This is a genomic window from Amycolatopsis keratiniphila subsp. keratiniphila (assembly GCF_001620365.2).
GTDB lineage: Bacteria > Actinomycetota > Actinomycetes > Mycobacteriales > Pseudonocardiaceae > Amycolatopsis > Amycolatopsis keratiniphila.
In genome coordinates this window covers 113155-139955 of the sequence record NZ_LQMT02000019.1, presented here as the reverse complement: position 1 = coordinate 139955, position 26801 = coordinate 113155, and the positions used below count along the sequence as shown (strand labels likewise).

The window sequence follows — 26801 nt, the reverse complement described above, 5'->3', positions numbered from 1 at the left end:
GGGTCGAGGACCTTGATCAACGGAAGATCGGGGACGTTGAACGTCCCGAATCCTCCGTTGATCAAGGTCATACCGAGCGGGGAAGATTCCGGACACTGAACGTCCCCAATCCTCCCCACTCGCCGGCATCGGCTCCGCCACAGCAGTGTCAAGCCGAGTGGGTGAGCAAGTACAGGTTCACCAGAACCGTCCTCACCACTCACGACACAATGGGCCCGTGCACCTCGACGAACTCCTCACCGGCCAGCCCACGGAAGTCCTCACCCGGGCCCTCGAGCTTCCCTCCGCCGAGCGGAAAGCCCTCGTCCCCGAACTCCTGGCCGCCTTCAAGGACAGCCGCGAGTTCGTCGAGATCAAGCCCGACACCTACGGCGCCCGCAACCCGCTCAGGGCCCAGCAAGCCGCGACCGCCCTCTGGACCGCGCTCCCCGCCAGCGACCCCCTGCTGCGCAAACTCTGGATCGCCTCGCCCACGATCCTCGAACGGGTCCTGCAGGACCGCTCCCTCACCGAACGCAAGACGATCGCGCTGCGCATGATCGGCCACCACACCGCCTGGGAAGCCATCCGCCGCATGATCCTCGACGGCGACCTCGAACCCATCCGGACACCGGAATACCACGCCGGCTGGTTCCGCTGGGCCGGACGCTTCCGCGGCAAATCGCTGGCCGAACGGCTCCGGACCGAACGCGAAGCCCTCACCGAAATCTGGGAACTGCTCACGATCGAAGGCAACGGCGACGCCAGCTTCGCCGCCTTCGACAAGTACGTCCGCGACGAGGACAAATGGTCCACCGCGCTGCTCGAACTCACCGAGACCGGCGAACTCGACCGCACCCGGCTCCTCGACCTCACTCTCGACATCCTCGCCCGCGACTTCGCCGCCTTCCGCGCCCAGTGGTACTCCGCGCTCCACGAAGCGCTCGCCCCCACCCCGGACGAACGCACAGCGGCTCAGCACCGCTACGCCCGGCTGTGCGGAAGCAGCCTCCCCCGCACCGTCTCCTTCGCCGTCAAAGCACTGTCCCTTGTGGACAAACAAGGCACACTCGACGACGAAGTCGCACTCCAGCACCTCCCCGCCGCGGCCGCCGGACGCGGCGCCGCCACCGCCAAACTCGCCCTCAAACTCGCCGGCCGCATCGCCGACCGGCGCCCCGAACTCACCGACCTCGCCAACGAAGTCTTCGAAGCGGCAATCACCCACGACGCCTCCGACGTCCGCGCCATCGCCACCGCCCGGCTCGGTGTCACCCCTGAGGCGCCACCCGTCATCGAGACCACCGAGTACCCGGAACCCACCCGAACACCCTGGAACCAGCGCAAAACGCTGACCGCCCCGCTCGAAATCCCCGACACCCCGGCCGCGGTCGCCGAAGCCCTCTCCTCCCTGCTCGCCGACCCCGACCAGGCAGACCTCCTCCTGGCCGCCCTCGACGGCGCCCACCGTGTCGCCGGTGAGCTCCAGGACGCACTCGAACCGCTGGTGAAACGCGCCGCCCGAATCGCCGACCAGCAGTACAGCGCGGCGGTACCGAAGATGATCGCCACCCTCGTCCTCGGCCTCACCGGCCGCGACGTCGCCCCGCTACCGCAGGTCGACGGCTGGCGCCGCCCACTCCACCACCGGATCACCGCCCTCCTCGAAGGCACCGCCGTCCCCGTCTCCGCCGCCACCCACCATGGCGGCTGGCTCGACCCGGTCGTCTTCGTCGCCCGCATGCTCGAACACCCCGACGCGGCCGAAGACGACGTCGCCGACGCACTGCTCCGGCTCGCCCCCGACACGAGATCCGCCGCCCTCGCGCTCGCCACGGATCTCACCGGACCGCACGCCGACACCATCCGCTACGCCCTCGGCGGACCGGCCATCGACAACACGGGCTGGACCGCCCTCGCCGCCGCCCGCGCCCGGCACCCCGAATCCGCAGACCCCGCCGCCGCACTCCGCGGCGAACCCGGACCGCCCATCACCTGGACGCCGAAAGCCGGCCTGACCCACTACGGCTCGAACACACTGAACGTCGAACAAACCCCGGAACCCGTCTCACCGGGGGTTCCTTGGCTGGGCATCCCGTTCGAGGGCCGGGCCCCCGAATGGCTCGGCTTCACCGAATGCCACGAAGCGGTTTCCTCCCCGTACGACCGCGACCACCTCGAAGCCACCGTCGCCGGGAACCTGTACTTCAACGACATCGAAGTCGGCTATCCCGTGGAGAAGGCCGCGCTGCCACCGTTCCTCGACAGCCCCTCGGTACCGGGCATCCCCGGCACGATGCTCCTCGCCACCACTCTGGCGCTGAAACGCCCCGCCGCCGTCCAACTCGGGACGGACGCCGTGCTCACCCTGCTGGAGCAGCGGATGCTCGGCCCCCACGCGCTCGGCGAGGCCTTGGGCGTACTCGGCTCGCAACTCATCATCACGCGGCTGGCACCCCGGCTCGCGGTCATCGCGAACGAACACCCGATCGCCGTACTGTCCACACTGGACACTTTGCTGCCGAAGCTGGCCTCCTCCCACCGCGGCATCTTCGCGCTGCTGGAGCTCGCCGCGGACCTCGTGGACCGCGGAGCGGGCACGATCAGCGCCGAAACGAAGGAATGGCTCACAGGCTTCAAGGGCAGCTCGAAAGCGGCGAAGGCGGCGTCACGACTCGGCGGCTGACATCCGAGCCGCCAGCACGTGCGAACAGGGCCCTCGGTTCTCCTGATGCTTGGCCCACCACGCACACGTGCACCCGGCGGGCGAAAGCCGGACACGCTGCACCGAGCCCGCGCGGGTGATCTCGTAGCCGCCGTCCGGCAACATACGGACCGCTCCGGTGGCAACGAGCTCCCGGGCTTTCGCCAGCCTGCCGTTCGCCGGAGCGGCCCCGCTCGGGAGCTCACGTGGGAACCACGTGCCGTCGACGACGTCGTGCCCGGCGCGACCCGCGACGAGTTCCGGCGCTTCGAGCCCCTCCGCCAGCACGTTCAGCCAGCCGCCTTCGCCAGAGAAACCGCGGGACGGCTCCGGGGACAACGTTACGACGAGCCGCGCACGCTCCAACCGGAGCACCCAAGTCGCGACCTCGCTGTCCGGTCGCGTGTAGACGGTCAGCCCCTGGACGAACCGGGTGAGCGGCTCGACGATCCGCAACCGATGGAGCCCGGTCGCCGGGATCGAGTCCCGGCCCGTCCGTGACGTCAGCCGGAGCCCACGGCCCGACGCCACCGCCCAAGAGTTACCGACCGAAGTGGGGAGCTTCCGCAGGAAGTTCCGCGCCTCCGTCTTGTCCAGCTCCGCCTTCTCGACCGCACCCGCCGTGACAGCGGCGACCTCGGCGAACCCCGACACCCAGCGATCCGGCAACGGCACCACGGACTCGTCGTTCTGCCCGTCGAGCGTGCGGAGGCGGATTCCCTCGCCACGAACGGTCAGATGCAACGGATCCTGGGCGACGACCCCGGCCAGAACGGTCCTCGTCGCCTCGGACAGATCCACGTTGGTGCAACCCTCACCGAGCTCACCCGCCTCCAGCAGATCGAGCCTGGCGTAGACGCCGCAGCACGGCGAGAAAGCCTCCGCTCGCAGCGTCGTCCGATCCGCGGTGAACACCGGATCGGACTCGGCGATCAACCGCTTCACCATGGACGGCGGCGTCCAGAACCGGGTGCGGGCGACCTTCCCCAGCACGAGCAGCGCCTGGGCCGCCTGTGCTCCGGGCACCACAAAACCCTGGAAGAGCACGGACGTCGGAGCGTCCTCTTCCAGCTGCTCCAGCAAGACCTCGGTGACCACCGCGCAACCCTAGCCAGTGCCCCCGACAGTCTTTGCGGGTTTTGTCATCAGCTTGAAGTTGATGTTGTCAACTGCCCGACTGAATAGGTCGTTATACACTTCGAGGCTGACGACGCCGGTAGGCGCGTTGCTGGCACGCCCGCGAGCAGTAGTCCCGAGGCCTGCCCCGCCCTCCCCCGTCCAACGGCTTACCGCAGACGACGCACTCCCCTCCCCCGGTTTCGTCACTGATTACCTCACTCCCCTGGCTTCGGACGAGCGCCTCGATACCGTCGAGGGTCCTCCGCAGCCCGAATTCGAAGGCGTCCAGCGGAGCATCCATTCCCCCGGCCTTCCACAGCCGCTCCAGTGCCGGATAGCGGTCCAGGCGCTCGAAGAGGGACTCGCGTTCACTCCACCAGCGCTCATGGGTCACCCCCGTGCGCCGCTGGAGCTCCGCGGCCTCCCCCGCCTGACGTGCGGCCGACTCGACGAATCCGCCCACCAGGTTCACCACCGCGATGACTTCCGCCGGCGCCAAACCGCTACGCGAAGCCACGTCCAGCGCGTGGTCGTAGCCCGCCATGATGTTCGGCCCCGGGAGGCGGCGGGAACCGGCGCTGTGGACCAGCCACGGATGCCGGTGGTGCATCTCCCAGGCTCGCCGCGCCCAGCGTTCGAGACCCGCTCGCCAGCCGAGCCCATCCGAAGACCCCATCGGGAACTCGCCGTACACCGCGTCACGCATGAGCTCCACCAGCTCGGCCTTGCCGGGGACGTACCGGTAGAGCGACATGGTGGTGGTGCCGAACCGTTCCGCGACCTTGCGCATCGACAGCGAGGAGAGCCCTTCGGCGTCCGCGACCTCGACGGCCGCCGCGACGATCCGGCCGAGGCTCAACCCGGGCCGCTCCGGCTCGGACGTCCCCCACAGCAGCTCGATCGCGCGCTCCGGATCCGGCTGCGCGTCGTCTTCCGCCACCCGCTACTCCCTTGACGCTCTTCGCTCGTTCGTGTTTAGCTGATAAACCTCAGTATATCCCATATACCTCTCGCAGGAGCGCTTCAGCATGCCCGAAATCAGGTTCTTCGTATCCCCGGACGGCAGAGACGACTGGCCCGGCACCGCCGAACAGCCGTTCGCCGGCCCGAAAGCCGCCCAGAAGGCCGTCCGTGCCGCAGCGGCCACCATGACCGGCGACGTCATCGTGTCCTTCGCGGCCGGCGTCTACCACCTGGACGAACCTCTTGTCTTCGCTGACACACAGGGCGATTCCGGCTCGAACGGCTTCCGCGTGATCTACCAGGCACACGGCTACGGATCAGCCGACCAGGCCGAAGTGGAGCTGAGCGGCGGCCGCGAGATCACCGGCTGGACGACAGGCGACGACGGCGTCTGGACCGCGCCGATCGGCGACCTGGCGCCACGACGGCTCACCGTCGACGGCAAACCCGCGACCAGAGCGGCCCGCATGGACGGACCCCCGGGAAACGTGACGAAAACAGCGTCTGGTTACGTCACGGACAGCACTGAACCTCAGGAGTGGCCGGACCCCTCCGGGCTGGAGTTCGTGTATCCGGGCGTCTACCCGTGGTCCGAAGCCCGGCTCGCGGTCGCGTCGATCTCCGGTGACGCCTCCTCGACCACGATCACCATGGCTCAGCCCGCCTTCGATCACGCCAAATCCCTCTACGACGCCAAGTGGTACGGCGCAGGTGGCGACGGCGCCTGGGATGGCCTGGCCGCGCCGACAACGCTCGAGAACAACGTGGCTTTCCTGGCCGAACCAGGAACCTTCGCCGTCAGCCGCACCGACAAGGGCGAGCACGTCCTGCATTACCGCCCTCGTCCCGGAGAGAAGATCGGCGAGACCAGCGTCGTCGCTCCGGCGCTCGAAACGCTTATCAGCGCACGAGGTGTCCGCGACCTCGTGCTACGCGGCTTCAGCTTCACCGACGCGACCTGGTCCGGCCCTGCCCGCACCGGCGGCTACCTGCACTATCACGGCAACGCGCGCTACGAACGAGGCGACTTCCAGAAGATCGACCTCGGCGCGGACGTGGGCTACGTCCATGTGCCCGCGGAGCCGGTCCAGCTGCCAGCCAACGTCAGCCTCACGTCCGTCAGCCGGGTCTCCCTGGAGGGCAACCACTTCACCCGGCTCGGCGCGGGAGGACTGCTGATCGAAGACGCCACTGACGTGCGGATCCGGGCGAACGTCTTCGACGAGATCTCGGGCAGCGGGATCGCCGTCCACACGAGCACCCGGGTCACGGTCGAAGACAACCTGGTCCACCACATCGGCACCGAGTACCGCGGTTCGCCCGCCGTCCTCGTGGTCGAGTCCGCGGAGACCGTCGTGGCACACAACGAGATCCGCGACGTCCCGCACAACGGCATCGTGATCACCGGCGGCGAGCGCGCCAAGGGCACGCAGGTGATCTCGAATCTCGTCGAACGCAGCATGGGGAAGCTCATGGACGGCGGCGGGATCTACCTGTCGGCTCCGCAGGGCTCGTCGTTCGCCGGCGGGGCGTTGGTCCGCGGCAATGTCGTCCGCGACGTACTCACGTCGTACAACTTCGGCCTCTACACCGACTACGGCGCGGCGTGGATCACCGTCCTCGGCAACATCGTCCACCGGGCCGACACCCCGATCGTGCTCCAGGTGGGGCCGCCGATGGAGAACGTCGCCTTCGTCGGCAACTTCTGGGACGCCCTGCCCGACGGCTACGACACACCACCTGAGACGGTGACCGTCGCTGGGAACACGGTGCTGCCCAAGGAGAGCTTCGACGAAGCCATCCGGGCGGACCCGGCGGGCGCGGACATCCTCGCGAGGGCGGGCCGCCGGGGTCTGGAACGATGATCACCGCTCCTGCCGGGCGCGAGTCCGGCAGGAGCCGCTCCGGCCACGATTCCCGAGGAGACCACGCGCGATGCCGACCCAGACCACGGAAGCCCCCGGGTCCCGCCGACGTCTCGCGCGGATCGCGACCGAGGTGCTCGCTCCTTGGGTCTGGGTGCTCGGCCTCCCGCTGATCGTCGCCTGGAAGGTCACCGGATATCACGTCGGCGAGACGGTGCTCTGGGGTCTCGTCGTCGGCGTCACCGGCTCGCTGATCCCGATGGCCGTGATCGTGCGCGGCGCCAGGAAGGGCAAGTGGGACAGCCACCATGTCACCGATCGCGCCGGACGGCTCGTCCCGTTCGCGGTCTGCATCGGCTCGCTGACCGCCGGCTTCGTCGGCCTGATCGCCGGCGGTGCCCCGCACCAGATGATCGCGCTCGCGGCCGCCGAGCTCGTCTGCCTGGTCGCCGCGCTCGCGATCACCTTCGGCCTCGAGTTCAAGATCTCGATGCACGCGATGGTGGCGGCGGGTGCGGCCGTGATGCTGATCCGCGTCTACGGCCCCTGGCTCGCACTGGTCTTCCTCGGCGTCGCCTGGGTCTGCTGGTCCCGCGTCGAGCTCGGTGATCACACCAAAGCCGAGGTCACGGCCGGAATGGCCGCGGGTGTCGTCCTTGGCGGTGGTGTTTATCTATTGCTTGACGCTGTTTTGATCTGAGCCACGCCGTATAGGTCGTTATACGCTTCCCAGTCGCCTGATGCCTTCGGCGAGTTCGGCGACGTCCGCCGCGGCGGCGAAGCCGAGCCGGAGGAACGGACCTGCCGGTTCGGCGGCGAAGAACCGGTCCCCTGTCCCGACCACGACTCCCCGCTCCCTCGCCGCGCGGGCGACCGCGTTCGTGTCACTCCCCGCCGGTAGCCGCACCCACAGGTGGAGTCCGCCCTCGGGCAGCCGCGCGACAGTCCACTCTGGACATTCCCCGGCCAGCGCCGCGGCCGCTTTTCCGCACCGCTGCCGCAGTTCGGAGCCCAGCTTCCGCACGTGCCGTTCCCAGGACGGCGCGCTGAGCAGTTCGAGGGCCGCCTCCTGCAGCGGACGGGAGACGAAGAAGTCGTCGACCCTCCGGATGGCCTTCATCCGGTCGAGAACGGGCCCACGCGCGATCAGCGCCCCGATCCGGAGGCTCGGCGCGGCGGCTTTGGTCACCGACGTCAGATGGACGACCGTGCCGTCGCGATCGTCGGCGATCAGCGGACGCGGTGCCGTGCCCCCATGCGAGAGGTGCCGGGCGAAATCGTCCTCCAGCACGAAGGCGCCCGCCGCGCGCGCCACCTCCAGCACCTGAGTGCGGTGCTCCGGCGTGAGCACGGTCCCGGTCGGGTTGTGAAAGGTGGGCTGGCAGTAGAACAGCCGGGCACCGGTCATCGCGAACGCCTCGGCCAGCAGATCCGGCCGGACCCCGTCGTCGTCGATCGGGACCGGCACCGGGCGGAGCCCCGCCGCCCGCGCGGCGGCGAGTGCTCCCGGATAGGTCGGCGATTCGACGAGGACCGGGCTGCCGGGTGCCGCGATCGCCCGGAACGCCATGGACAGCCCGCTCTGGCCGCCGGCGGTGATCAGGACGTCGTCAGGTGACGCACCGGCGGGTCCCGCGAACACCGACCTCAACGCGGCCAGACCGGCGGCGGGGGCCCGGTCCCAGGAATCCGGACGGCGTCCTGCCCGTGCGAGGGCCGCGCTCAGGAAGCGGGTCGCCTGCAGTGAGCGATGCGGATATCCGCCGTCGAGAAGGATCGCGCCCTCCGGCGGCGGACCGAGGACACCGGTGAGCGACGTCGTGTCGACGCTGCGGTCGGTCAGCGCGACGGTCTGCCAAGCCGTGTCGAGTGGTCCCTCCGCCACCGACGGCCTGGCCGCCACATACGTCCCGCTCCCGGGCCGGGTCACGACGGCACCCTCGGCCGCCAGCAGAGCGATCGCGCGCGAGACCGTCACCGGGCCGACCCGGTAGCGCTCGATCAGCTCACGGCTACTGGGCAGCCGGTCCCCCGCGGCCGCCGAGCGGATCAGGGAACGCAACTGGAGGACGAGTGCGGAAGTGCTACTATCCGACATGAAAGACCATGATAGTGCTACTGGAAACCGCACCGAATCACTACTGGACATCGCCGCTCTGCGGGCCGATACGCCGGGCAGCGAGAAGGTCGTCCACTTCAACAACGCGGGCTGTGGGCTCCTGGCGAAGCCGGTGCTCGCCGCCATGCTCGATCATCTGAAGCTCGAAGCCGAGATCGGCGGCTACGAGGCCGCCGCGGCACGGTCGGATCAGGTCGCGGGCTTCTACCGCGAAATCGCCGCGTTGATCAACGCGCGGCCCCGCAACATCGCCTTCGCGGCGAGCGCCACCCACGCCTACTCCACCGCGCTTTCCTCGATCCGGTTCGAACCCGGCGACGTCGTGCTCACCACCCGCAACGACTTCATCTCCAACCAGATCGCGTTCCTGTCGCTGCGGAAGCGGTTCGGCGTCGAGATCGTGCACGCACCGGACACCCGTGGGGGCGGTGTCGACGTCGAGGCCATGGCGGCCCTGATGCGTACGAGGAAACCGAAACTGGTCGCTGCCACGCACATCCCGACCAACTCGGGGCTCGTCCAGCCGGTCGCCGAAATCGGGCGGCATTGCCGGGAGCTCGACCTGCTGTACCTGGTCGACGCCTGCCAGTCGATCGGCCAGTACCCCATCGACGTCGCAGAGATCGGCGCCGACCTGCTCACCTCGACGTGCCGCAAATTCCTGCGCGGTCCGCGCGGTTCGGGGTTCCTGTTCGTCTCCGACCGGTTCCTCGAAGCCGGGCACGAGCCGCTGTTCATCGACATGCACGGTGCCCGCTGGAGCGCGCCCGGCGCGTACGAACCCACGAAGTCGGCTTCCCGCTTCGAAGAATGGGAATTCCCTTACGCCACCGTGCTCGGCTGCGCGGTCGCGGCGAGGTATGCCCGTGAGGTCGGCCTGGAGGCGATCTCACGACGCACCCCCGCGCTCGCGGCGAGGCTGCGGGACGGTCTCGGCGCCATCGCGGGCGTCGAAGTCCTCGACCGGGGGCCGGAACTGGGCGCCTTGGTGACGTTCTCCATCAAGGGCTGGGAAGCCGTGCCCTTCAAGGAGGCCATGGACGCCAGGCGGATCAACTCGGCGCTCAGCTACCGGGAGTTCGCGCAGTTCGACTTCGGCGACAAGGACGTCGACTGGTGCCTGCGGCTGAGCCCGCACTACTACAACACCGAGCGGGAAGTGGACGACGTCGCCGCGGCCGTCGCCGAACTCGCCGCCTGAACGCGGTCTCCCCGCCTGGGCACTGGGGGTGCCCGGGCGGGGAGACCGTCAGGAGGTCAGGCCCCGGCGAGACCGCGGCGCTTCAGCAGCGGCTCGATCTCCGGGTCGCGGCCGCGGAACGCGCGGAAGGCGGCCATCGGGTCGACGCTGCCGCCCCGTCCGAGCAGTTCGCGGCGGAAGTGGTCGCCGTTCTCCCTGGTGAGCCCTCCGTTCTCGCGGAACCACTGCACGGTGTCCGCGTCGAGGACCTCGCTCCAGATGTAGGAGTAGTACCCGGCGCTGTAGCCGCCGCTGAAGATGTGCGCGAAGTAGGTGGTGCGGTAGCGCGGCGGCACCGCTTCCAGCGCGACCCCGGCCTTGGTCAGCGCCTCGGCCTCGAACCGCTGGACGTCGTCGACGTTGTCCTCGGTGCCCAGCGCGTGCCACGCCTGGTCGAGGAGCGACGCCGCGAGGTACTCGGTGGTCGAGAAGCCCTCGCCGTACTGCTGGGAGGCCAGGAGCTTGTCGATCTGCTCCTGCGGCAGCGGCTCGCCGGTCACGTGGTGCTTGGCGTAGTTGGCCAGGACCTCGGGCCACAGCATCCACATCTCGTTGACCTGCGACGGGTACTCGACGAAGTCACGCGGGACGTTGGTGCCGGAGAACATCGGATACTCGACGTCCGAAAGCAGCGAGTGCAGCGCGTGCCCGAACTCGTGGAACGCGGTGACGACCTCGTCGAAGGTCAGCAGGGTCGGCTCGCCCGCCGGCGGCTTGGCGACGTTGAGCACGTTCACCACGACCGTCTTGGTGCCCAGGAGCTTCGTCTGGTCGACGAAGTTGTTCATCCAGGCGCCGCCGCGCTTGGAGTCGCGGGCGTAGTAGTCGAGCAGGAACAGGCCGAGCTCCGAGCCGTCGGCGTCGAAGACCTCGAAGATCCGGACCTCGGGGTGGTACTTCGGCAGATCCTCCCGCTCGGTGAAGCCCAGGCCGTACAGCTTCGACGCGGCGAAGAAGACGCCGTCGGTCAGCACACGGTTCAGCTCGAAGTACGGGCGCAGCGCGGCGGTGTCGACCTCGAAGCGGTCCTTGCGCACGCGCTCGGCGTAGAACGCCCAGTCCCACGGCCGCAGGATCGCGCCCGGGATGTCGGCTTCGAGGTAGCGCTGCAGTTCTTCGGCCTCCGCCTTGGCGTTGGCGACCGCGACCGGCGCGAGACGTTCCAGGAGCCCGACAGCGGCCTGAGCGGTCTTCGCGGTCTCGTCCTCGATGACGTACGAAGCGTGGTCGGGGAAGCCGAGCACGGCAGCCCGCTCCGCCCGCAGGCGGACCAGTTCGGCCACGATCCCGTTGTTGTCGGACTCGTTGCCCCGGTTGCCGCGCGAGACCGACGCGGTGAAGATCCGCTCGCGCAGCGCACGGTCCTCCAGCGAAGCCAACGCGGCCTGCGCGGTCGGCAAGGTCAGCTTGAGGACGTACTTGCCTTCCTCACCGGCGGTTTCGGCGGCCGTGGCGATCTCGTCCTCGCCCAGTCCCGCGAGCTCCGCGACGTCGTCGACGACCACGGCGAGCTCGTTCGTGTCCTTGAGCAGGTTCTGCTGGAAGCGGGTCGACAGCGTGGAAAGCTGCTCGTTCAGCTCGCGCAGGCGCTTCTGGTCGGCCTCGGGCAAGCCGGCGCCGGCACGGCGCACGTCGGTGTGGTGGCGCTCCAGAAGGCGGAGCGACTCGCCGTCGAGGCCGAGTTCGTCCTTGCGCTCGAACAGGGAGTTGATCCTGGCGAACAACGCGGGGTTCAGGTTGATGGCGTCCGCGTGCGCGGCCAGCCGCGGCGCCATCTCGGCCTGCACGCGCTGGATCTCGTCGTTCGCGTTCGATCCGGCGAGGTTGAAGAACACGCTGGACACGCGGGACAGCAGCCTGCCGGACTTCTCGAGCGCGACGATGGTGTTCTCGAAGGTCGGCGGCTCCGCGGAATTGGCGATCTCTTCGATTTCCGCGGCGTGCTCGGCGAGACCCGCCTCGAAGGCGGGAAGGAAGTGTTCGTCGGCGATCCGGTCGAACGGCGGAAGGGCGTAGGGCAGCTCACTCGGCGCGGCGAACGGGTTGTCCTGCGAAATCATCGGTGTTGCTCCCGGGTCGTCGAATCTGCTGTTCAGGCCACCTTACGGGCAGTGAGGGGCCGGTGGATGCCGTCCGTGGCGTGACACCGCGGACGAGGAGTCGTCACGCTCCGGTGGTACCGCCCACCACCGCGTCGGAGCTAGGTTTTCCCTTGCCACGCTTGGCTTTCGCCTTGGGCGACGGTGGGGCGATACCGGCCAGGTCGCCGCCGTTGTCGTTGACGCGCAACACGAACGGACGAGTCTCGGTGTACCGGACAACCGAAACCGACGCCGGGTCGACCACGATCCGCTGGAAGGAATCGAGATGCTGGCCGAGCGCGTCGGCGAGGATCGCCTTGATCACATCGCCATGACTGCATAAGAGCCATACCGCGTTTTCGCCGTACTTCTCGGTGATCCGGGCGTCGTGCGCGCGAACGGCCGCGACCGACCGCGCCTGCATCTCGGCGAGCCCTTCGCCGCCGGGGAAGACCGCGGCCGACGGATGCGCCTGCACGACCCGCCAGAGGGGTTCCTTCACCAGATCCTTGAGCGCGCGCCCGGTCCATTCGCCGTAGTCCACTTCGGACAAACCCGGCTCTTTGACCTTGTCCAGACCGCGTGCCTCGGCCAGCTTCGCGACCGTCTGGCGGCAGCGGAGCATCGGCGAGACCACCAGCTCGGCGAGCGGGACCGGGGCCAGGCGCTCGACGAGCGCGGCCGCCTGCGCCCGGCCGGTGTCGTCCAGGCCGACCTTGGGCGTGCGCCCAGCCAGCACACCCGAACCGTTCGCCGTGGACTTGCCGTGGCGCAGAAGGATCACAGTACTCACGTGGCCCACCCTACGTGTCGTGCTTTGCCCACTCCCGAAATGCGCGGGTCACAGGTGCGGGCCCTCCTGCGGGTCCAGGACACCGGTGAAGATCAGGACGAAAAGCAGCGCGCCCAGCACGAGCCGGTAGATCACGAACGGAACGAAGCTCTTGGTCTTGATGTAGGACATCAGCCACGCGATGACGGCGTACCCGACACCGAACGCGACCAGCGTCGCCAGGATCGTCGGCCCCCACTGCGCCGGTGCGCCGTCCTTGCCGATGTCGGTCAGCTTGTACAGACCCGAGCCGAACACCGCCGGCAGCGCCAGCAGGAAGGAGTATTCAGCCGCTTCGGCGCGGGTGTAGCCGAGCAGCAGCCCGGCGCTGGTGGTGCCACCGGAGCGCGAGACACCCGGGATCAGCGCCAGCGCCTGCGCGAACCCGAAGCCGAGGCCGTGCGGCACGGTCAGGTGGTCGAGGGTGCGCTGCTGCTTCCCGATACGGTCGGCCACCAGGAGGATCAGGCCGAACACGATCAGCGTGGTCGCGGTGATCCGCAGGTCACGGAAGGTTTCGTCGATGGCGTCCTGCAGCAGCAGGCCCAGCACCACGATCGGCAGCGAGCCGACGATGATCAGCCAGCCCAGCCGCGCGTCGGGGTCCTGTCGCCAGTCCTTCTTGTAGACCGAGAAGAACCAGGCGCGGAGGATCTTCCCGATCTTCGACGAGAAGTACAGGATGACCGCGAGTTCGGTGCCGATCTGGGTCACCGCGGTGAACGCGGCGCCCGGGTCGTCCCAGCCGGCGAGCGCCGCGGTGATCCGCAGATGCGCGCTGGACGAGATCGGCAGGAACTCCGTGAGGCCCTGGACGAGTCCGAGGACCAGTGCTTCGAACCATCCCATCAGGCGACACCGGCCGATTCGACGGCTTCGGCGGCGACTTCGAGGGCGTGTGCGGAGCCCTCGGGATCCGGCATGGCGGGCGCGACGGTCAGCGTCGTGACGCCGGACTCCGCGAAGGCCTGCATCCGCTCGGCGATGCGCTCCTTGGGCCCCAGCAGCGACGTCGCGTCGATGAACTCCAGCGGGACGGCCGCCATGGCGCCCTCGTAGTCCTTGCCCAGGTACTTCTGCTGCACATCGGCCGCTTCGCGTTCGAAGCCCATCCGGCAGGCGAGCTGGTTGTAGAAGTTCTTCTCGCGGCTGCCCATCCCGCCGATGTACAGCGCCGCGTACCCGCGGACCGCGTCGGCGCAGGCCTTCCAGTCCTCACCGACCACGAGCGGGACGGTGGGGACGACGTCGAAGCCGTCGAGGGAGCGCTCGGCCTTCGCCGCACCGGCCTGGATCAGCTTCAGCTGCTCGCCGGCGTGCTCCGGCGAGTAGAACACCGGCAGCCAGCCGTTCGCGATCTCGCCGGTCAGTTCGAGGTTCTTCGGGCCGATGGCGGCCAGGTACACGGGGATCTCTTCGCGCACGGGGTGCACGGTCAGGGTCAGTGCCTTGCCTGGTCCGCCGGGCAGCGGCAGCTGGAAGTGGTCGCCGTCGTACCGGACCCGGTCGCGGCTCAGCGCCTTGCGGACGATCTCGACGTATTCGCGAGTGCGGCCGAGCGGCGACGCGAACTTCACGCCGTGCCAGCCCTCGGAGACCTGCGGGCCGGAAACACCGAGGCCGAGGCGGAACCGGCCGCCGGAGAGCGTGTCCAGGGTCGCGGCGGTCATCGCGGTCATCGCCGGTGTCCGCGCGGGGATCTGAAACACCGCGCTGCCCACGTCGATCCGGGAGGTCTGCGCCGCCACCCATGAGAGCACCGTCGGCGCGTCCGAACCGTAGGCCTCCGCGGCCCAGACGACCGCGTAGTCCAGTTCGTCCGCCTTCTTCGCCAATGCCAGGTTGGCCGCGTCGTTCCCCGCGCCCCAATAGCCCAAGTTCAGTCCGAGTCGCACGGCGTGAATGTATCCATCGGAGTGTCACTCCTCCGTTCAGGGTGTTGACAGCCGATAACCCGCACGGTGGTACTCGATCACGACACGCTCACCTGCTCCGCGACCCGCACTTGCCTTCCGGCTAGGCTCGCCCGTCGTGGAAAAGCGACAGCTCGGCCGGTCGGGACTTCGTGTCTCGCGGATGGCCCTCGGGACCATGACGTGGGGTGGCGACACCGACTCGGAGGAGGCGGCCAGCCAGCTGGTCGCGTTCGTCGACGCCGGGGGCACCCTGGTCGACACCGCCGACATCTACGGCGAGGGAGAGAGCGAGCGCGTCCTCGGCGCGCTGCTCGGCGACCTGGTCCCCCGGGACGACATCGTGCTCGCCACCAAGGCCGTCGCCCGCCGCACCGACGGCCCGTTCGGCGGCGGCGCCTCGCGCGGTGCCCTGCTGAGCGCGCTCGAAGGCTCGCTGCGACGGCTCGGCACCGACCACATCGACCTCTGGCAGCTGCACGCCTGGGACACCACCGTGCCGGTCGACGAGACCCTCGCCGCCCTCGAATACGCCGTGACCAGCGGAAAGGCCCGCTACGTCGGCGTCTCCAACTACTCGGGCTGGCAGCTGGCGACCGCCGCGGCCCGCAGTTCGGCCGTCGCCCCGCTGGTCTCCACGCAGGTCGAGTACTCGCTGCTGGAGCGCGGGGTCGATCGCGAAGTCGTCCCCGCGGCGGAGCACCACGGCATCGGGCTCCTGCCCTGGGCGCCGCTCGGCCGGGGCGTGCTCACCGGCAAGTACCGCAGCGGGACCCCCGCCGATTCACGCGGCGCTTCGAGTGTTTTCGCGGGCTATGTCGAACATCACCGGACCGATCGCGCGGCCCGGATCGTGCAGGCGGTCGCGACGGCCGCGGACGGCCTCGGCACCTCGCCGCTGGCGGTCGCGCTGGCGTGGGTCCGCGACCGGCCCGGAGTGGTCGCGCCCGTGGTCGGAGCCCGTGACACCGGTCAGCTGACCGGTTCGCTGACCGCCGAGGACATCACGCTCCCGCCCGCCATCCGCTCGGCGCTCGACGACGTCAGCGCGATCGAGGTCGGGTACCCGGAACGCGGCCTCTGAGCCGTCTCGAATAGTGGATTAGGTGACTGTTGGGTGACGCTGACGTGACGTGGTGGAGTTCCAGGAGGATGCTGGACAAGTCCGTTCGACGAGTAGCAGGTGGAGGCACCAAGGTGGGTCGGCTGTCCGCCGTTTCCCGGATCGCGATCCCGCTCGCCGGTGTCCTGGTGCTCTCGTCCTGTAGTACGGACGACACGCCCAACGACTCCTTGCAGATCGTGCAGAACCCCGTCGCGGCGACCGCGGCGGTCTCCCCCGCCGTGACGGTCAAGCCCGCCGGTTCGGTGTTCGCGGTGCCGGGCGTGCGGGCCCTGGTGACCGACGAGGCGAGCAAGTCGCTGGTCGTCGCCGTCTCGGAGCCGCCGTCACTGCGCATCTACGATCTCGCCGCCTTGGACGCCCCGAAGACGACCGTGGCCTTGCCCGGTCCTGCCGAGCGCCTGACGGTCTCGGGCTCCCAGGTGCTCGCCAGCGTGCCCGGCAAGAGCCTCTTGGCGAAGGTCTCCCTGCCCGGTGGCGCGCTGGAGACGGTCGCGGTCGCGGGGCAGCCGTCGGCCGGCCTCGCCGACGGCGACGCGACGCTGGTCTCCGTCCGGGACCGTAAGGCCGTCGAGGTGCTGTCGAAGAACGCGGGACCGAGGACCATCACCGGCCAGATCTACAGCGCCGACGACGTGCTGAGCACCGGTGACGGCGTGGTCGTGCTCGACAAGCTCCGCACCGCCCTGTTCGCCGTCGACCTCACCGAAGGCAAGATCGGCGAGGGCCTGCGCGCCGGTGACGGTGCGGCCAACGCCGTCACCGACGATCTCGGCCGGGTCTTCGTCACCGACGCGCGCGCGGGCGCACTGCTGGCGTTCTCCACGACGCCGTTGCTGCTGCGCCAGCGCTATCCCGTTCCCGGCGGGGCGTACGGCATCGCCTACGACCGCACCCGCGGCCTCGCCTGGGTCACGCTCACCGAACGCAACGAGGTCGTCGGTTTCGACGTCCGCGGTGGAGAGCCGATCGAGAAGCACCGGTTCCCCACCGTGCGGCAGCCAGATTCGGTCACCGTCGACGAGCAGGGCCGCCGTGTGGTCGTCGGCTCGGCCATCGGAGAAGGGATCCAGGTGATCACGCCATGACAGTGGTGGACGAGGCGGTGGTCGAAGGGGATTGGGAGTACCGGCGGTTGCAGCTTCCGCCCGGTGTTTCCCGGCGGGCGGCGGCGACGCAGCTGTCGATCCACGCCGAGTTCGCCGGCTGGGAGCTTTCGACCGTCCGGCTCTACTCGGACGGGACCCGGAGGGTGTGGTTGCGCCGCAAGCGCACCGCCACACCGCTGCCCGGCCTCATCACCTGAGAGCCCGGCGTCTGTTAGCGCCTGAAGCCTGAAGTACGTGAAGGCCCCCTTCACTGCGCTAGACGCAATGAAGGGGGCCTTCACGTACTCGGGAAGGTGTGAAGGTCGAGTTTCCTCGGCTGAGCCGAGGGAAGGGGTCTTTCACGCGCTGCTGCTGTGACTGGTGGTACTCATGGGGCGCACGTGGGCGGACCACATTCCGTGAAGGCCTCCTTGCGGGACCCAGAGTCCCTCAAGGAGGCCTTCACGGACCGGGCGGCCCCTTCAGCTCTTGAAGACCCGGCCCAGCCAGTCGGCCCAGAGCTCGTCCTGTTGCGCAGGATCGACGTCGCCGAACAGGTGGTGCATCGCGACCATCGGACCGGCGAACCCGCGCACGAAGCGCAGGAACGAGTCCGCGGTCCGGATGCCGACCGTCTGCGCGTTCGCGTGATAGACCTCGCCCTCCACGGTGGACACGGAATCGGTGGAAAGCCGGACCCTGTCCCCCGTTCCCGGCCGCCCGGCGAGGCCGAGCTCCCGGCCCAGCTTCAGCCACGCGCTGTCCCAGTCCCCGATCATCGGCCCGAACACCGTCACCGGCACGGCCTTCCGGCCGGCGAACCGGTTGAGGTACTCGACGAGGGTGCGGAGGAACAGCTCGCCACCGGCGGTCATCGCCTCGAACTCGTCTTCCCAGTCGTCGCCGGGCAGGAAGCCGCTCGTCACGGTCCGCAGCACGGTGCTGCCGCCGGAGCGGCCCTCGATGAGGAACTCGTAGGCGACGAACCGTCCGTCCGGCGCGGGTTCGGTGCCGTAGACGAGCCGCTCCAGCGGGTCCCATGAGGTGATCGCCGACGTGGGTTCGTAGCCGCCGAACGCGGTCTTCACCGTGCCGCCGACCCCGCCGTCGACCTCGTTGCGGCCCATGAACCACGACGTGATCCCCGGCCCGGTCGCGATGGCGTCCCAGACCTGTTCGGGTGTCGCGTCGACCTCGACGCGGTCCGTGATCTCGAATTCGTGGCCCACTCAGCGCTCCTCGGTTTTGACACTCGGGTGGACGGCGACGACGATCCGGTGATCGCGGCCCTGCTCGGCGCCTTCGTCGTGGTACTTGCTCACCAGATTCGTGATCGCGACGGTGAGCTCTTCGGCGAACGCGGCCCGGTCCGCGGCGGAGGAGAACCGCACCTCGCCGTCGATCGCGAAGGTCGCGACCCGCTTGCGTGCCTTGGTCGCTCCGGTGATCAGCAGGCCGACGTCACGCACCAGCCTGCCGGCCACCGCGAGCAGCCAGCGCGCGGACAGACGATCCGGTGACTGCGCCGGATCGGGCTGCACGGCCGCGAGTGCCGTCGGCGAGATGACGTACGAGGACGCTGTCGCGCGCATCATGCGCTCGGTGACGTTGCCCTTCCTTCGCTCCTCGACGAGCTCGACCAGCCCGTGCTTCTCCAGGGCGCGAAGATGGTAGTTCACCTTCTGTCTCGGCAGGTCCACCCGCGCGGCGAGCATCGTGGCCGACGCCGGTTCGGCGAGTTCGGCGAGCAGCCTGGCCCGGACCGGATCCAGCGACACTTCGGCCGCTTCCGCGTCCTCGATCACCGCAACGGAGAACATGCCAAGAAGGTGTCACCGAAAAGAGTTTTTGTCAAGAAGGTCAGTCTTGTCGGTGAGCCCGGTTCGCCAGGGCCAGCAGGCGGGGCACCACCTGCGGAGCCGCTTCGAGCGGGACGACATGCCCGACCCCGGGCAACACCACCGAGGTCCCGTTCCGCACCGCGCCCGCCAGTTCTTCGACGTCCGCCGTCGGTACGAGCTTGTCGCGCTCCCCCACGATCGCGATCACCGGCACCGCGCCGACCTGCGACAACGCGGATTCCCGTGTGTAGGCGTCCAATGCCGGACGGAACGCCGACACCGTCTGCGGCCAGTTGCCGCGGATCATCCGCACCGTCAGTTCGACGTCGGCGGGCACCGGGTCGTCCCCGAAGAGCCACCACCGCAGCCCGGCGGTCACCGCCTTGCTCGTGTGCTCCCGGACCAGACCGATGAGTTTCGTCCCGAAGACCATCTCCAGGTCGCGACCGAGCTTCCCGAGCGCGTTCGGCCAGATCGCGTCCGGGGTGACACCTCCGGCCGACATCGCGAGCAATCCGATTCCCGCCACTCTCGCCGCGAAGACCTCCGGGTGCCGCTGGGCGAGCGACAGGATCGCGAGCCCGCCCATGTCGTGGCCGACCAGGACGACCTTGCCGTCGGGAATCACCTTCTCCAGCACCTCGGCCAGATCGTCGGCGAGGTGTCCCATGGTCGCCGACGCCGCCCGGACCTCACCGGATTCGCCGTGCCCGCGCTGGTCGTAGGCGAGCACCGCGACCGGCTTCTCCGCGGCTTCCGCCAGCACCGGCGCGATGGCACGCCAGCTCCGCCTGTCGAGGGCGTACCCGTGGAGCAGGACCACCGTCACCGGCGCCGACGGATCACCCCAGCGCTCGAAGTGCAGGGGTGTCCCGTCGGCGGCCAGCAGACCGGGCATCAGGCCGAGCGCAGGAAGCGGTCGAGCACGCGCACACCGAACTTCAGCGCGTCGACCGGGACGCGCTCGTCGACTCCGTGGAACAGGGCCGAGAAGTCGAGGTCCGCGGGCAGCTGCAGCGGGGCGAACCCGAAGTTGCGGATTCCGAGCGACTGGAAGGACTTCGCGTCGGTGCCGCCGGAGAGCATGTACGGGAGCGTGCGGGCGCCCGGGTCTTCGGCGAGGACCGCGTTGGTCATGGCGTCGACCAGGGCACCGTCGAAGGTCGTCTCGACCGGCGGCAGCTCCATCCACTCCTTCTCGATGTCCGGGCCGAGGATCTCGTCCAGCTCGGCGTTGAACGCCTCCAGACGGCCGGGCAGGATCCGGCAGTCGACCGAAGCCTCCGCGACCGACGGGATGACGTTCGACTTGTAGCCCGCGGTGAGCATCGTCGGGTTCGCCGTGTCGCGCAGGGTCGCGCCGATCATCCGGGAGATGTTGCCGAGTTTCGCGACGGAGCCCTCGATGTCGTCCTCGGGGAAGTCCCAGCCGGTGATCTCGGTGACACCGTCCAGGAACTCGCGGACGGAGTCGGTCATGACCAGCGGGAAGCGGTGGTTGCCGAGCCGGGCGACGGCCTCGGACAGCTTGGTGACGGCGTTGTCGCGGTGGATCATCGAGCCGTGGCCTGCCGTGCCGCGCACCCGCAGCTTCATCCAGCGGATGCCTTTTTCGGCCGTCTCGATGAGGTACGCGCGGACGTTGTCCTTCAGCGTGATCGAGAAGCCGCCGACCTCGCTGATCGCCTCGGTGACACCCTCGAACAGCTCCGGCCGGTTCTCGACCAGCCACTGCGCGCCGTACTTGCCGCCGGCCTCTTCGTCGGCCAGGAACGCGAAGACGAGGTCACGCGGCGGGACGATGCCGTTGATCTTGTAGTGACGGGCCAGCGCGAGCGTCATCGCGCACATGTCCTTCATGTCCACGGCGCCACGTCCCCAGACGTAGTCGTCCTGGATCGCGCCGGAGAACGGGTGCACCGACCACTCCGATGCGTCGGCGGGGACGGCGTCGAGGTGACCGTGGATCAGGAGCGCGCCGCGCGAGGGGTCCGCGCCCGGCAGCCGGACGATCACGTTGTGGCGGTTCTTGCCGCCGGACTCGACATAGGTGATCTCGTAGCCAGCGTCGGTGAGCTTCTCGGCGACGTACTCGGCCGCGGCGCGTTCACCGACGAGCGTGTCGGGGTCACCGGTGTTGGTGGTGTCGATGCGGATCAGTTCACTGGTGAGGGTGACTGCCTCTTCGGCGGCTGCTTCGATCAGATTCGGTTCGGTCACCAGGCATTCCTACCATTGGCGGAGTCCGCCGACCCGTTGCCACCAGGTCGTGGACGGCGGGTGGGGATTCAGGCGGGCAACTCACCGTTGAGAACCGCCACGCCGAGGCCGGACACCTGATGGACGACGGTGCCGCCATCGCGCCGGGTGGTGATCAGACCGGCCTCCCGGAGCACCCTGGCGTGTTTGCTCGCGCTGGGCGGCGACAACCCGATCCGGCGGGCGAGGTCCGTCGTGGTGACCGCGGTGGTGCTGGCGCGGAGGGTGGCGGCCCGGGTGCGGCCCAGCAGGCTGGTGACCGGATCCTGCGTGGCCGGCCTGTCCGGCGTGAGCCAGGCGAAACTGGAGCTCACCGGATAGGCGAGCACCGGGGGCAGATCGGCGTCTTTCAGGGTGACCGGATGGTGGCGGCAGAAATGCGACGGAAGCAGCACCAGGCCTCTGCCGTCCAGATGGAGGTCCTGGTCGACGTAGTCGAGCACCCGCAACACCGGTGGCCGCCACTCGACCCGCGGATGAAGGGTGGCGAGGAGCCGGTCGACCCCACCGGTCAGCAACGCCTTACCGCGCCGCGATCGGTCCGCCTCGACGTGCGCGCGCAGCCGCCCCCGATACGGCGCGACCGCCCGCTGGTAGTACCGATCGAGAGCGGTACCGAGTTGCCGCAGGGCGGTGACGTCACCGTCCGCCAGCTTGCGTGTCCACGGCGTCGGCGGCCGGCGATCCACGAGACAGGCCACGTCGTCCCGCAACCGACGGCGTGGAGTGGACATGATCCGGTCGATCACCGTATCCGAGTCGGCATCTCCACGCCCCGGAGTGAGAAAGTCCGCGGAATAGCCGCGAGGCGGCGCCAACTCCAGCAGAAGCGGAATCCAGGCGGGCAGTTCCGCTCTTATCCGGCGCCGCCAATGGTCGAAGGAAAGGATTTCGTCGGGTTCTTGCAAAAGGTGGAGACTGAACAGCGTCTCCCAAGAGGCATCGACGTCCTCCGCGATGGTGATCCTCGAAATATCCGCGTCGGTGAAGTGAATTCGCAGCACCCTGGCCCCCCGAGGTTGCTTTCCATGATGTTGCCGATATGCGGGACGGAATACCCGCCAATCGGATCAAGCAGGCCGGTGTTCTTCGCCCGCTTGGCCGAAGCGGTCGCGTAGCAAGGGCACGCTCACCGCTAGTTCGCCGCCGTGCCACCCAGGTCGGCCCACCACCAGTTGCTGCCGGGCTGCCACGCGGCTTGGTGAGCGCGTCCGTTCAGCCCCTGCACGGTGACCTGGAGCTGGTTCCCGAAGGCCATCGCGGTCGGCGTCCCGGTGAGCCCGCCGGCCGGCCCGCCTGCCGCCTTTCGCCAGCCGGTCCAGCCGTTCGCCGACCAGGAGTCGGTCCAGAGCCGGCTATCCGTGCCAAGGGCCGTCACCCGGACCGTGGATCCGACGACCGTGGCGGACGGGTCACCGAAGATCGCACCGCCGAGGTTGTGCCACGTCCATCCACCTTCCCGGTTCCACACGGCCTGATACACGTTGCCGTTGAGCCCCTGCACGAACGCCTGCGCCTGACCGCCGAAACGGATCACCGAGGGCGTCCCGGTCAACCGCGCACCGGGCTCTCCGCTCTTCGCCCAGCCGCCCCAGCCCGAGCCACCGAGGACGTTGCTGTACAGCCTCTGGTCGGAGCCGAGCGCGTACACCTGGGCCTGGCCGCCGAAATCGAGTGCGGCCGGGTCGCCGACGACCGTGCCCCCGAGGTTCGTCCACCGCCACGCGCCATCGGACCAGCGTGCCTCGTAGACCTGGTTGTTCTCACCGCGGGCGAAGACGTGGAGGTTCTGGCCGATCACGACCGCGGACGGGTTGCCCCGCAGCCGGGCCGGTGTTCCGCCAGGCTCGGCCCAGTTCGACCAACCGCCGGACGGATCCCAATACCGGGTGCGCAGCTCACGGGTGGCCCTGTCGATCCCGAACACGTGCATCTGCCGCCCGAACGCGACGGCGGCCGGCTCGCCCGCGAACGATCCGCCGAGGTCGGCCCAGCCACGCCACGCCGAACCGTCCCATACCCGTTGATGGACGCTGTGGTCCCGCTGACGCTGGAAGATCTGATACTGCCCGCCGAACGGCACGGCCGCGTCCCGCTTGCCCCCGCGGACCTTCTGCAGATACGCGTCGTGCCGTTCGTACCAGAACCTGCCGGGGTCGGAATTGCCCTCGTGGCCGGAGAACTGGTTGTGCCCTCTGATCCCGCCGCTCTGCTCGTCCGGCTCGGAACTGCCCGTCCTCGGAATCAGATACCGTTCGCAAAGATCGCGCACCAAAGCGGCCGACGAACGCATCATGATGTCGGTGTACCACTTCTCTTCGCGGCTGGTCGCCTCGTGCTCGATGCCGATCGTATTGCCGTTGTGACCGCGCAAATGATTGGCCCGATCCTGATTCTGCACCATCTGCGTGATGTCACCGTCTCTGGAGCGGATCACGTAGTGCGCGCTCGTCTGGGCCGCGTTCGGGTTGGCGAAGAACCGGATCGTGCTGTCGTAGTCCGGTACCGCCGGCGGTACGGGATCGAAGGTGTGCAGTGCGATACCCGTGATGGTGTCGCCGTTTCGGCTGCCCCAGTTGCCCGGATCGGCCGCTACCCACCGTGCGGCGGGATAGTCCGGTCTGGCGAGCAGCGCGGCATCGGACGCGGTCACCGGGATCAGTGATGTCGTCAAGACCCCCGCGACCGCCAGTGACGTGGCCAATGATCGCTTCATGAAACCTCCCCTGGTTCGCACTGGTCGCGTCGAGCAAACCAGCAGCGACGAGGGGCGTTCCACGGTTTTCGATATGAGGAAACGTGGGGCGAACGGATCAGCCGCTCCCGCGTGATCTGCTCTGTTCGGGTGGTTGTGATTTTCGAATACTGCGGGCGGTGAACGTCGGACGCTAGCGTCGGCTCACGGTCTTTCGGGGAGAGCCTTCGGGCGTCTAAGGGGGATTTTCGCATCATGCAAAGAAAACTCTCGCGGCCTTCGCTGAGGATCCGGCTTGTCGCCGCGCTCACCACAGCCGGACTGATCGCCACCACGGGCACCGCGCTGGCCGACACCGACGCCGACCGCAAGGTCGTGCAGGAGGCGCTGGACCAGCTCACCACAAGCGGAGGAGCGCTCGGCGTACAAGCCAGGGTGACCGACGGCCACCAGCGCTTCACCGCGCGCTCCGGCAAGGCGGAACTGGGGTCGAATCGGCCGGTCCCGGAGAACGGCCGGTTCCGCGTCGGGAGCATCACCAAGACGTTCGTGTCGACGGTGTTGCTGCAACTCGAAGGCGAAGACCGGCTCGATCTGGACGCGCCGGTCGTCCGTTACCTGCCCGGCCTGATCGACGGCCGCATCACGGTCCGTCAGGTCCTGCAGCACACCAGCGGCCTCTACAACTACACCGACGCGTTGCCGCTCGACCCGGCCGAGTTCGAGAAGATCCGCTACAAGCACTGGACACCGCAGGAACTGCTCAGAATCTCGACCGGCAGGCCGCTCGACTTCGATCCCGGCACCCGGTGGAGTTACTCGAACACCAACTACGTGGTCGCCGGTCTGCTGGTGGAACGATTGACCGGCAAGCCGTACGAGAAGGCGGTCGAGCAACGGATTCTGAAGCCGTTGCGCCTCCACGACACGGAGGTCCCCGGCGACGACGTCGGCATCAGCGGCCCGCACGCCCACGGCTACGTGTCCGTGGCGGGCAAGCCGGTCGACATCACCCGCCTCAACCCGTCGGTCGCGTGGGCGGCGGGCGAGATCATCTCGACGACCCGCGATCTGGACACCTTCGGCGCGGCGGTGGCGGGCGGCCGGCTGCTCGAACCCGCGCAGCAGAAGGAAATCTCCAAGACCACCGCGGTCAGCCCCGAGTACGGCCTCGGCCTGCAGGTGCAGACCCTGCCGTGCGGCACCCGGGTGTGGGGCCACGGCGGCGGTATCCCCGGCTATTCCTCGCAACTGCTGACCACGCCGGACACCCATAAGCGGCTGGAGCTTTCGGCCACGACCGCGCCGACCGGGGGCGACTCGAACCCGGCGTTCGTCAAGCTCCTCACAGAGGTCTTCTGCTGATGCTTCGCCGACGGAAGTGCACTCCGTACCGTACGAACGTGCAAACCTTCCCGTCCGGCGGACTCACGCGATCGGATCGTGGTCCAATCGATCATGCTTGCACGTCACCCACTCGGCAACTCCGGTCTCACCGTGTCCTCGCTGTGCTTGGGCGGGAACGTCTTCGGCTGGACAGCGGACGGACGAGAATCGTTCGAGGTACTCGACGCCTACGTCGCCGGCGGCGGCAACTTCGTCGACACCGCCGACTCGTACATGTTTCACTTTCCCGGCAACGAGGCAGGCCAGTCCGAAACCATCATCGGCGAATGGCTCGCCTCCCGCCGCGGCCGGGACGACGTGGTCGTCGCGACCAAGGTCGGTGACCACCCCCGGTACAAGGGCCTCGCACCGTCGAACATCAAGGCCGCCGCCGAGGAATCCCTGCGACGGCTGGGAACCGACCGTATCGATCTCTACTACACCCATTTCGACGACGAATCCGTCCCGGTCGAAGACATCATCACCGCGCTCGACGACCTCGTGAAGGCGGGCAAGGTGCGCGCGATCGCGGCCTCCAACATCGGCCCCGAGCGACTGTCGGCTTCGCTGGCCTTCTCCGACCGGGAAGGCCTGGCACGCTACGTCGCGCTCCAGCCGCCGTACAACCTCGTGTCACGCTACACTTACGAGGGCGACCTGCGGAACGTCGCGCGCAGCGAAGGGCTGGCCTGCATCCCCTACTTCGCTCTTGCTTCCGGCTTCCTGACCGGTAAGTACCGCCCCGGAAAGCCCGTCGACAGCGTGCGCGACCTGCCTGGCCTCGCCGGTGGTTACGCAGACACCGAGCGCGGCACGAAAGTACTCGCCGCCCTGGAGAAGATCGCGTCGGCCAAGGGCGTCGAGATGGCGACCGTCGCTCTGGCTTGGGTCGCGCGGCAGCCGACGGTGCTCGCGCCGATCGCCTCCGCGCGCACCCTTGAGCAGTTGCCGTCACTGCTGGCCTTCGAGGAGCTGCGACTGTCCGACGCCGAACTTCAGGCCCTGACCTCGGCCTCGGCCTGACCACCGCGGGTCGTGCCCCGTCGCGCACGTCCGCGGGCCCGGCAAAGGTGTCCGTCTTCTGGCCGAATGGGTGGTGGACGACCTCGTCACGTCACCCGTATCGGTGATACTCGCCGATTCACCATTCGTGGCAAGTGGATCACCGGTTCGTGTCACCCCGCCGCCCACTTGCCGTAGCGGAGGCTCAGCGTCCACATCGACCCGCCGCAACCCCGCTACGCACGGTGTCATCGCTCCCGAAACCCACCCCTGGCGCAAAACACGAAAGACTTACGTGTTTATCGTAGGAAGATTCACGACCCGACGAAAGCCCGGGAAATCGTTTTTTGACAGGGTGCCAATGTGGTGAAAATCTTCGATCGCTCCTCGCGAGAGCACAACCGAACACGAAATCCGAACAAGGAGCCCCTCAATGCAGATGTTCACCCAGCACGTGCACCACGGTCACGACCTCATTTCGGGTCTGCTCGCGCACCTGGCCCACGTGCTCGGATGGCTGGTCTGACGCTCTAAGCACAGGGATTGACGGGGGCCAATCTGTTGGCGCGGGTCGGCCCCTCGTGTTTGCGAC

Annotated in this window: 22 protein-coding genes; 9 read left to right on the top strand and 13 right to left on the bottom strand. The window is 68.6% G+C overall.

The annotated features are described in order from the left end of the window. Window positions 1-217 precede the first annotated feature (217 nt). Window positions 218-2665: a DUF6493 family protein gene (locus AVR91_RS18685; protein ID WP_063273938.1), complete on the top strand. Its 2448-nt coding sequence runs from the start codon at window positions 218-220 to the stop codon at window positions 2663-2665. On the opposite strand, the gene AVR91_RS18680 is transcribed toward AVR91_RS18685, so the two are convergent. Next, entirely contained in the window at window positions 2648-3781 is a 1134-nt protein-coding gene (locus AVR91_RS18680) for an SWIM zinc finger family protein (protein WP_063273937.1), read from the bottom strand. The two genes, AVR91_RS18685 and AVR91_RS18680, sit on opposite strands and share 18 nt — an antisense overlap. A 91-nt stretch (window positions 3782-3872) precedes the next feature. Beyond that, the gene (locus tag AVR91_RS18675; RefSeq protein ID WP_063273936.1) at window positions 3873-4742 is read right to left on the bottom strand and encodes a TetR/AcrR family transcriptional regulator C-terminal domain-containing protein; all 870 of its coding nucleotides are present in this window, start codon (window positions 4740-4742) and stop codon (window positions 3873-3875) included. Window positions 4743-4830: 88 nt separating this feature from the next. Here AVR91_RS18675 and AVR91_RS18670 point away from each other — a divergent pair, with 88 nt between their 5' ends. Together AVR91_RS18670 and AVR91_RS18665 are read left to right on the top strand one after the other, a co-directional pair. Beyond that, on the top strand, window positions 4831-6630 hold the full coding sequence (locus AVR91_RS18670; RefSeq protein WP_063273935.1) for a right-handed parallel beta-helix repeat-containing protein: 1800 nt from the start codon (window positions 4831-4833) through the stop codon (window positions 6628-6630). A gap of 70 nt (window positions 6631-6700) precedes the next feature. Further along, entirely contained in the window at window positions 6701-7330 is a 630-nt protein-coding gene (locus AVR91_RS18665; protein ID WP_063273934.1) for a hypothetical protein, read from the top strand. An 18-nt stretch (window positions 7331-7348) separates the two neighbouring features. Here the strand turns inward: AVR91_RS18665 and AVR91_RS18660 are convergent, their stop codons facing one another. Continuing rightward, the gene (locus AVR91_RS18660; protein WP_063273933.1) at window positions 7349-8728 is read right to left on the bottom strand and encodes an aminotransferase-like domain-containing protein; all 1380 of its coding nucleotides are present in this window, start codon (window positions 8726-8728) and stop codon (window positions 7349-7351) included. Between AVR91_RS18660 and AVR91_RS18655 the strand changes: the two genes are divergently transcribed. After that, window positions 8727-9950: an aminotransferase class V-fold PLP-dependent enzyme gene (locus tag AVR91_RS18655; RefSeq protein ID WP_063273932.1), complete on the top strand. Its 1224-nt coding sequence runs from the start codon at window positions 8727-8729 to the stop codon at window positions 9948-9950. The genes AVR91_RS18660 and AVR91_RS18655 overlap by 2 nt on opposite strands. Window positions 9951-10006: 56 nt before the next feature. Here AVR91_RS18655 and AVR91_RS18650 read toward each other — a convergent pair whose 3' ends face one another. The 4 genes from AVR91_RS18650 to AVR91_RS18635 form a co-directional block, all read right to left on the bottom strand. Next, window positions 10007-12049 carry a M3 family metallopeptidase gene (locus AVR91_RS18650; protein ID WP_063273931.1) on the bottom strand — a complete coding sequence of 681 codons (2043 nt, stop codon included), beginning with the start codon at window positions 12047-12049 and terminating at the stop codon, window positions 10007-10009. Between the two features lie 103 nt (window positions 12050-12152). Continuing rightward, entirely contained in the window at window positions 12153-12863 is a 711-nt protein-coding gene (locus tag AVR91_RS18645; protein ID WP_063273930.1) for a histidine phosphatase family protein, read from the bottom strand. Window positions 12864-12911: 48 nt separating this feature from the next. Continuing rightward, window positions 12912-13751, bottom strand: a complete 840-nt coding sequence (locus AVR91_RS18640) for an undecaprenyl-diphosphate phosphatase (protein WP_063273929.1) — start codon at window positions 13749-13751, stop codon at window positions 12912-12914. Further along, window positions 13751-14797 carry an LLM class F420-dependent oxidoreductase gene (locus AVR91_RS18635; RefSeq protein ID WP_063273928.1) on the bottom strand — a complete coding sequence of 349 codons (1047 nt, stop codon included), beginning with the start codon at window positions 14795-14797 and terminating at the stop codon, window positions 13751-13753. Before AVR91_RS18635 ends, AVR91_RS18640 begins: the two co-directional genes overlap by 1 nt. Window positions 14798-14933: 136 nt before the next feature. Between AVR91_RS18635 and AVR91_RS18630 the strand changes: the two genes are divergently transcribed. The 3 genes from AVR91_RS18630 (at window position 14934) to AVR91_RS18620 (ending at window position 17244) form a co-directional block, all read left to right on the top strand. Then, window positions 14934-15899: an aldo/keto reductase gene (locus tag AVR91_RS18630; protein ID WP_038513211.1), complete on the top strand. Its 966-nt coding sequence runs from the start codon at window positions 14934-14936 to the stop codon at window positions 15897-15899. 113 nt (window positions 15900-16012) lie between these two features. Next, on the top strand, window positions 16013-17026 hold the full coding sequence (locus AVR91_RS18625) for a hypothetical protein (RefSeq protein ID WP_063273927.1): 1014 nt from the start codon (window positions 16013-16015) through the stop codon (window positions 17024-17026). Beyond that, window positions 17023-17244, top strand: coding sequence for a DUF5703 family protein (locus tag AVR91_RS18620; RefSeq protein ID WP_016334446.1), 222 nt, complete (start codon window positions 17023-17025; stop codon window positions 17242-17244). The genes AVR91_RS18625 and AVR91_RS18620 overlap by 4 nt, the downstream gene beginning before the upstream one ends. Window positions 17245-17508: 264 nt before the next feature. Here AVR91_RS18620 and AVR91_RS18615 read toward each other — a convergent pair whose 3' ends face one another. From AVR91_RS18615 to AVR91_RS18590, 6 genes are all read right to left on the bottom strand, one after another. Beyond that, window positions 17509-18255, bottom strand: a complete 747-nt coding sequence (locus AVR91_RS18615; protein WP_063273926.1) for an SRPBCC family protein — start codon at window positions 18253-18255, stop codon at window positions 17509-17511. After that, the gene (locus tag AVR91_RS18610) at window positions 18256-18846 is read right to left on the bottom strand and encodes a winged helix-turn-helix domain-containing protein (protein WP_063273925.1); all 591 of its coding nucleotides are present in this window, start codon (window positions 18844-18846) and stop codon (window positions 18256-18258) included. Window positions 18847-18886: 40 nt separating this feature from the next. Further along, window positions 18887-19765: an alpha/beta fold hydrolase gene (locus AVR91_RS18605; RefSeq protein ID WP_063273924.1), complete on the bottom strand. Its 879-nt coding sequence runs from the start codon at window positions 19763-19765 to the stop codon at window positions 18887-18889. Beyond that, window positions 19765-21087: a M20/M25/M40 family metallo-hydrolase gene (locus AVR91_RS18600; protein ID WP_016334451.1), complete on the bottom strand. Its 1323-nt coding sequence runs from the start codon at window positions 21085-21087 to the stop codon at window positions 19765-19767. The genes AVR91_RS18605 and AVR91_RS18600 overlap by 1 nt, the downstream gene beginning before the upstream one ends. 68 nt (window positions 21088-21155) lie before the next feature. Then, the gene (locus tag AVR91_RS18595) at window positions 21156-22130 is read right to left on the bottom strand and encodes an ArsR/SmtB family transcription factor (protein WP_063273923.1); all 975 of its coding nucleotides are present in this window, start codon (window positions 22128-22130) and stop codon (window positions 21156-21158) included. A 131-nt stretch (window positions 22131-22261) separates the two neighbouring features. Continuing rightward, window positions 22262-23842 carry an N-acetylmuramoyl-L-alanine amidase gene (locus tag AVR91_RS18590; RefSeq protein ID WP_083737635.1) on the bottom strand — a complete coding sequence of 527 codons (1581 nt, stop codon included), beginning with the start codon at window positions 23840-23842 and terminating at the stop codon, window positions 22262-22264. A gap of 234 nt (window positions 23843-24076) precedes the next feature. Here AVR91_RS18590 and AVR91_RS18585 point away from each other — a divergent pair, with 234 nt between their 5' ends. Further along, window positions 24077-25186: a serine hydrolase domain-containing protein gene (locus AVR91_RS18585; RefSeq protein WP_063273921.1), complete on the top strand. Its 1110-nt coding sequence runs from the start codon at window positions 24077-24079 to the stop codon at window positions 25184-25186. A 93-nt stretch (window positions 25187-25279) separates the two neighbouring features. Continuing rightward, a complete protein-coding gene (locus AVR91_RS18580; protein ID WP_063273977.1) occupies window positions 25280-26230 on the top strand; it encodes an aldo/keto reductase in 951 nt (316 codons plus the stop codon). Window positions 26231-26801: the final 571 nt, after the last annotated feature.

Coding starts and splice junctions, on each gene's coding strand:
- AVR91_RS18605 (WP_063273924.1), bottom strand. CDS start 19,765: ATGCCCGGTCTGCTGGCCGCCGACGGGACACCCCTGCACTTCGAGCGC.
- AVR91_RS18640 (WP_063273929.1), bottom strand. CDS start 13,751: ATGGGATGGTTCGAAGCACTGGTCCTCGGACTCGTCCAGGGCCTCACG.
- AVR91_RS18585 (WP_063273921.1), top strand. CDS start 24,077: ATGCAAAGAAAACTCTCGCGGCCTTCGCTGAGGATCCGGCTTGTCGCC.
- AVR91_RS18665 (WP_063273934.1), top strand. CDS start 6,701: ATGCCGACCCAGACCACGGAAGCCCCCGGGTCCCGCCGACGTCTCGCG.
- AVR91_RS18620 (WP_016334446.1), top strand. CDS start 17,023: ATGACAGTGGTGGACGAGGCGGTGGTCGAAGGGGATTGGGAGTACCGG.
- AVR91_RS18610 (WP_063273925.1), bottom strand. CDS start 18,846: ATGTTCTCCGTTGCGGTGATCGAGGACGCGGAAGCGGCCGAAGTGTCG.
- AVR91_RS18660 (WP_063273933.1), bottom strand. CDS start 8,728: ATGTCGGATAGTAGCACTTCCGCACTCGTCCTCCAGTTGCGTTCCCTG.
- AVR91_RS18670 (WP_063273935.1), top strand. CDS start 4,831: ATGCCCGAAATCAGGTTCTTCGTATCCCCGGACGGCAGAGACGACTGG.
- AVR91_RS18655 (WP_063273932.1), top strand. CDS start 8,727: ATGAAAGACCATGATAGTGCTACTGGAAACCGCACCGAATCACTACTG.
- AVR91_RS18650 (WP_063273931.1), bottom strand. CDS start 12,049: ATGATTTCGCAGGACAACCCGTTCGCCGCGCCGAGTGAGCTGCCCTAC.
- AVR91_RS18580 (WP_063273977.1), top strand. CDS start 25,280: ATGCTTGCACGTCACCCACTCGGCAACTCCGGTCTCACCGTGTCCTCG.
- AVR91_RS18590 (WP_083737635.1), bottom strand. CDS start 23,842: ATGAAGCGATCATTGGCCACGTCACTGGCGGTCGCGGGGGTCTTGACG.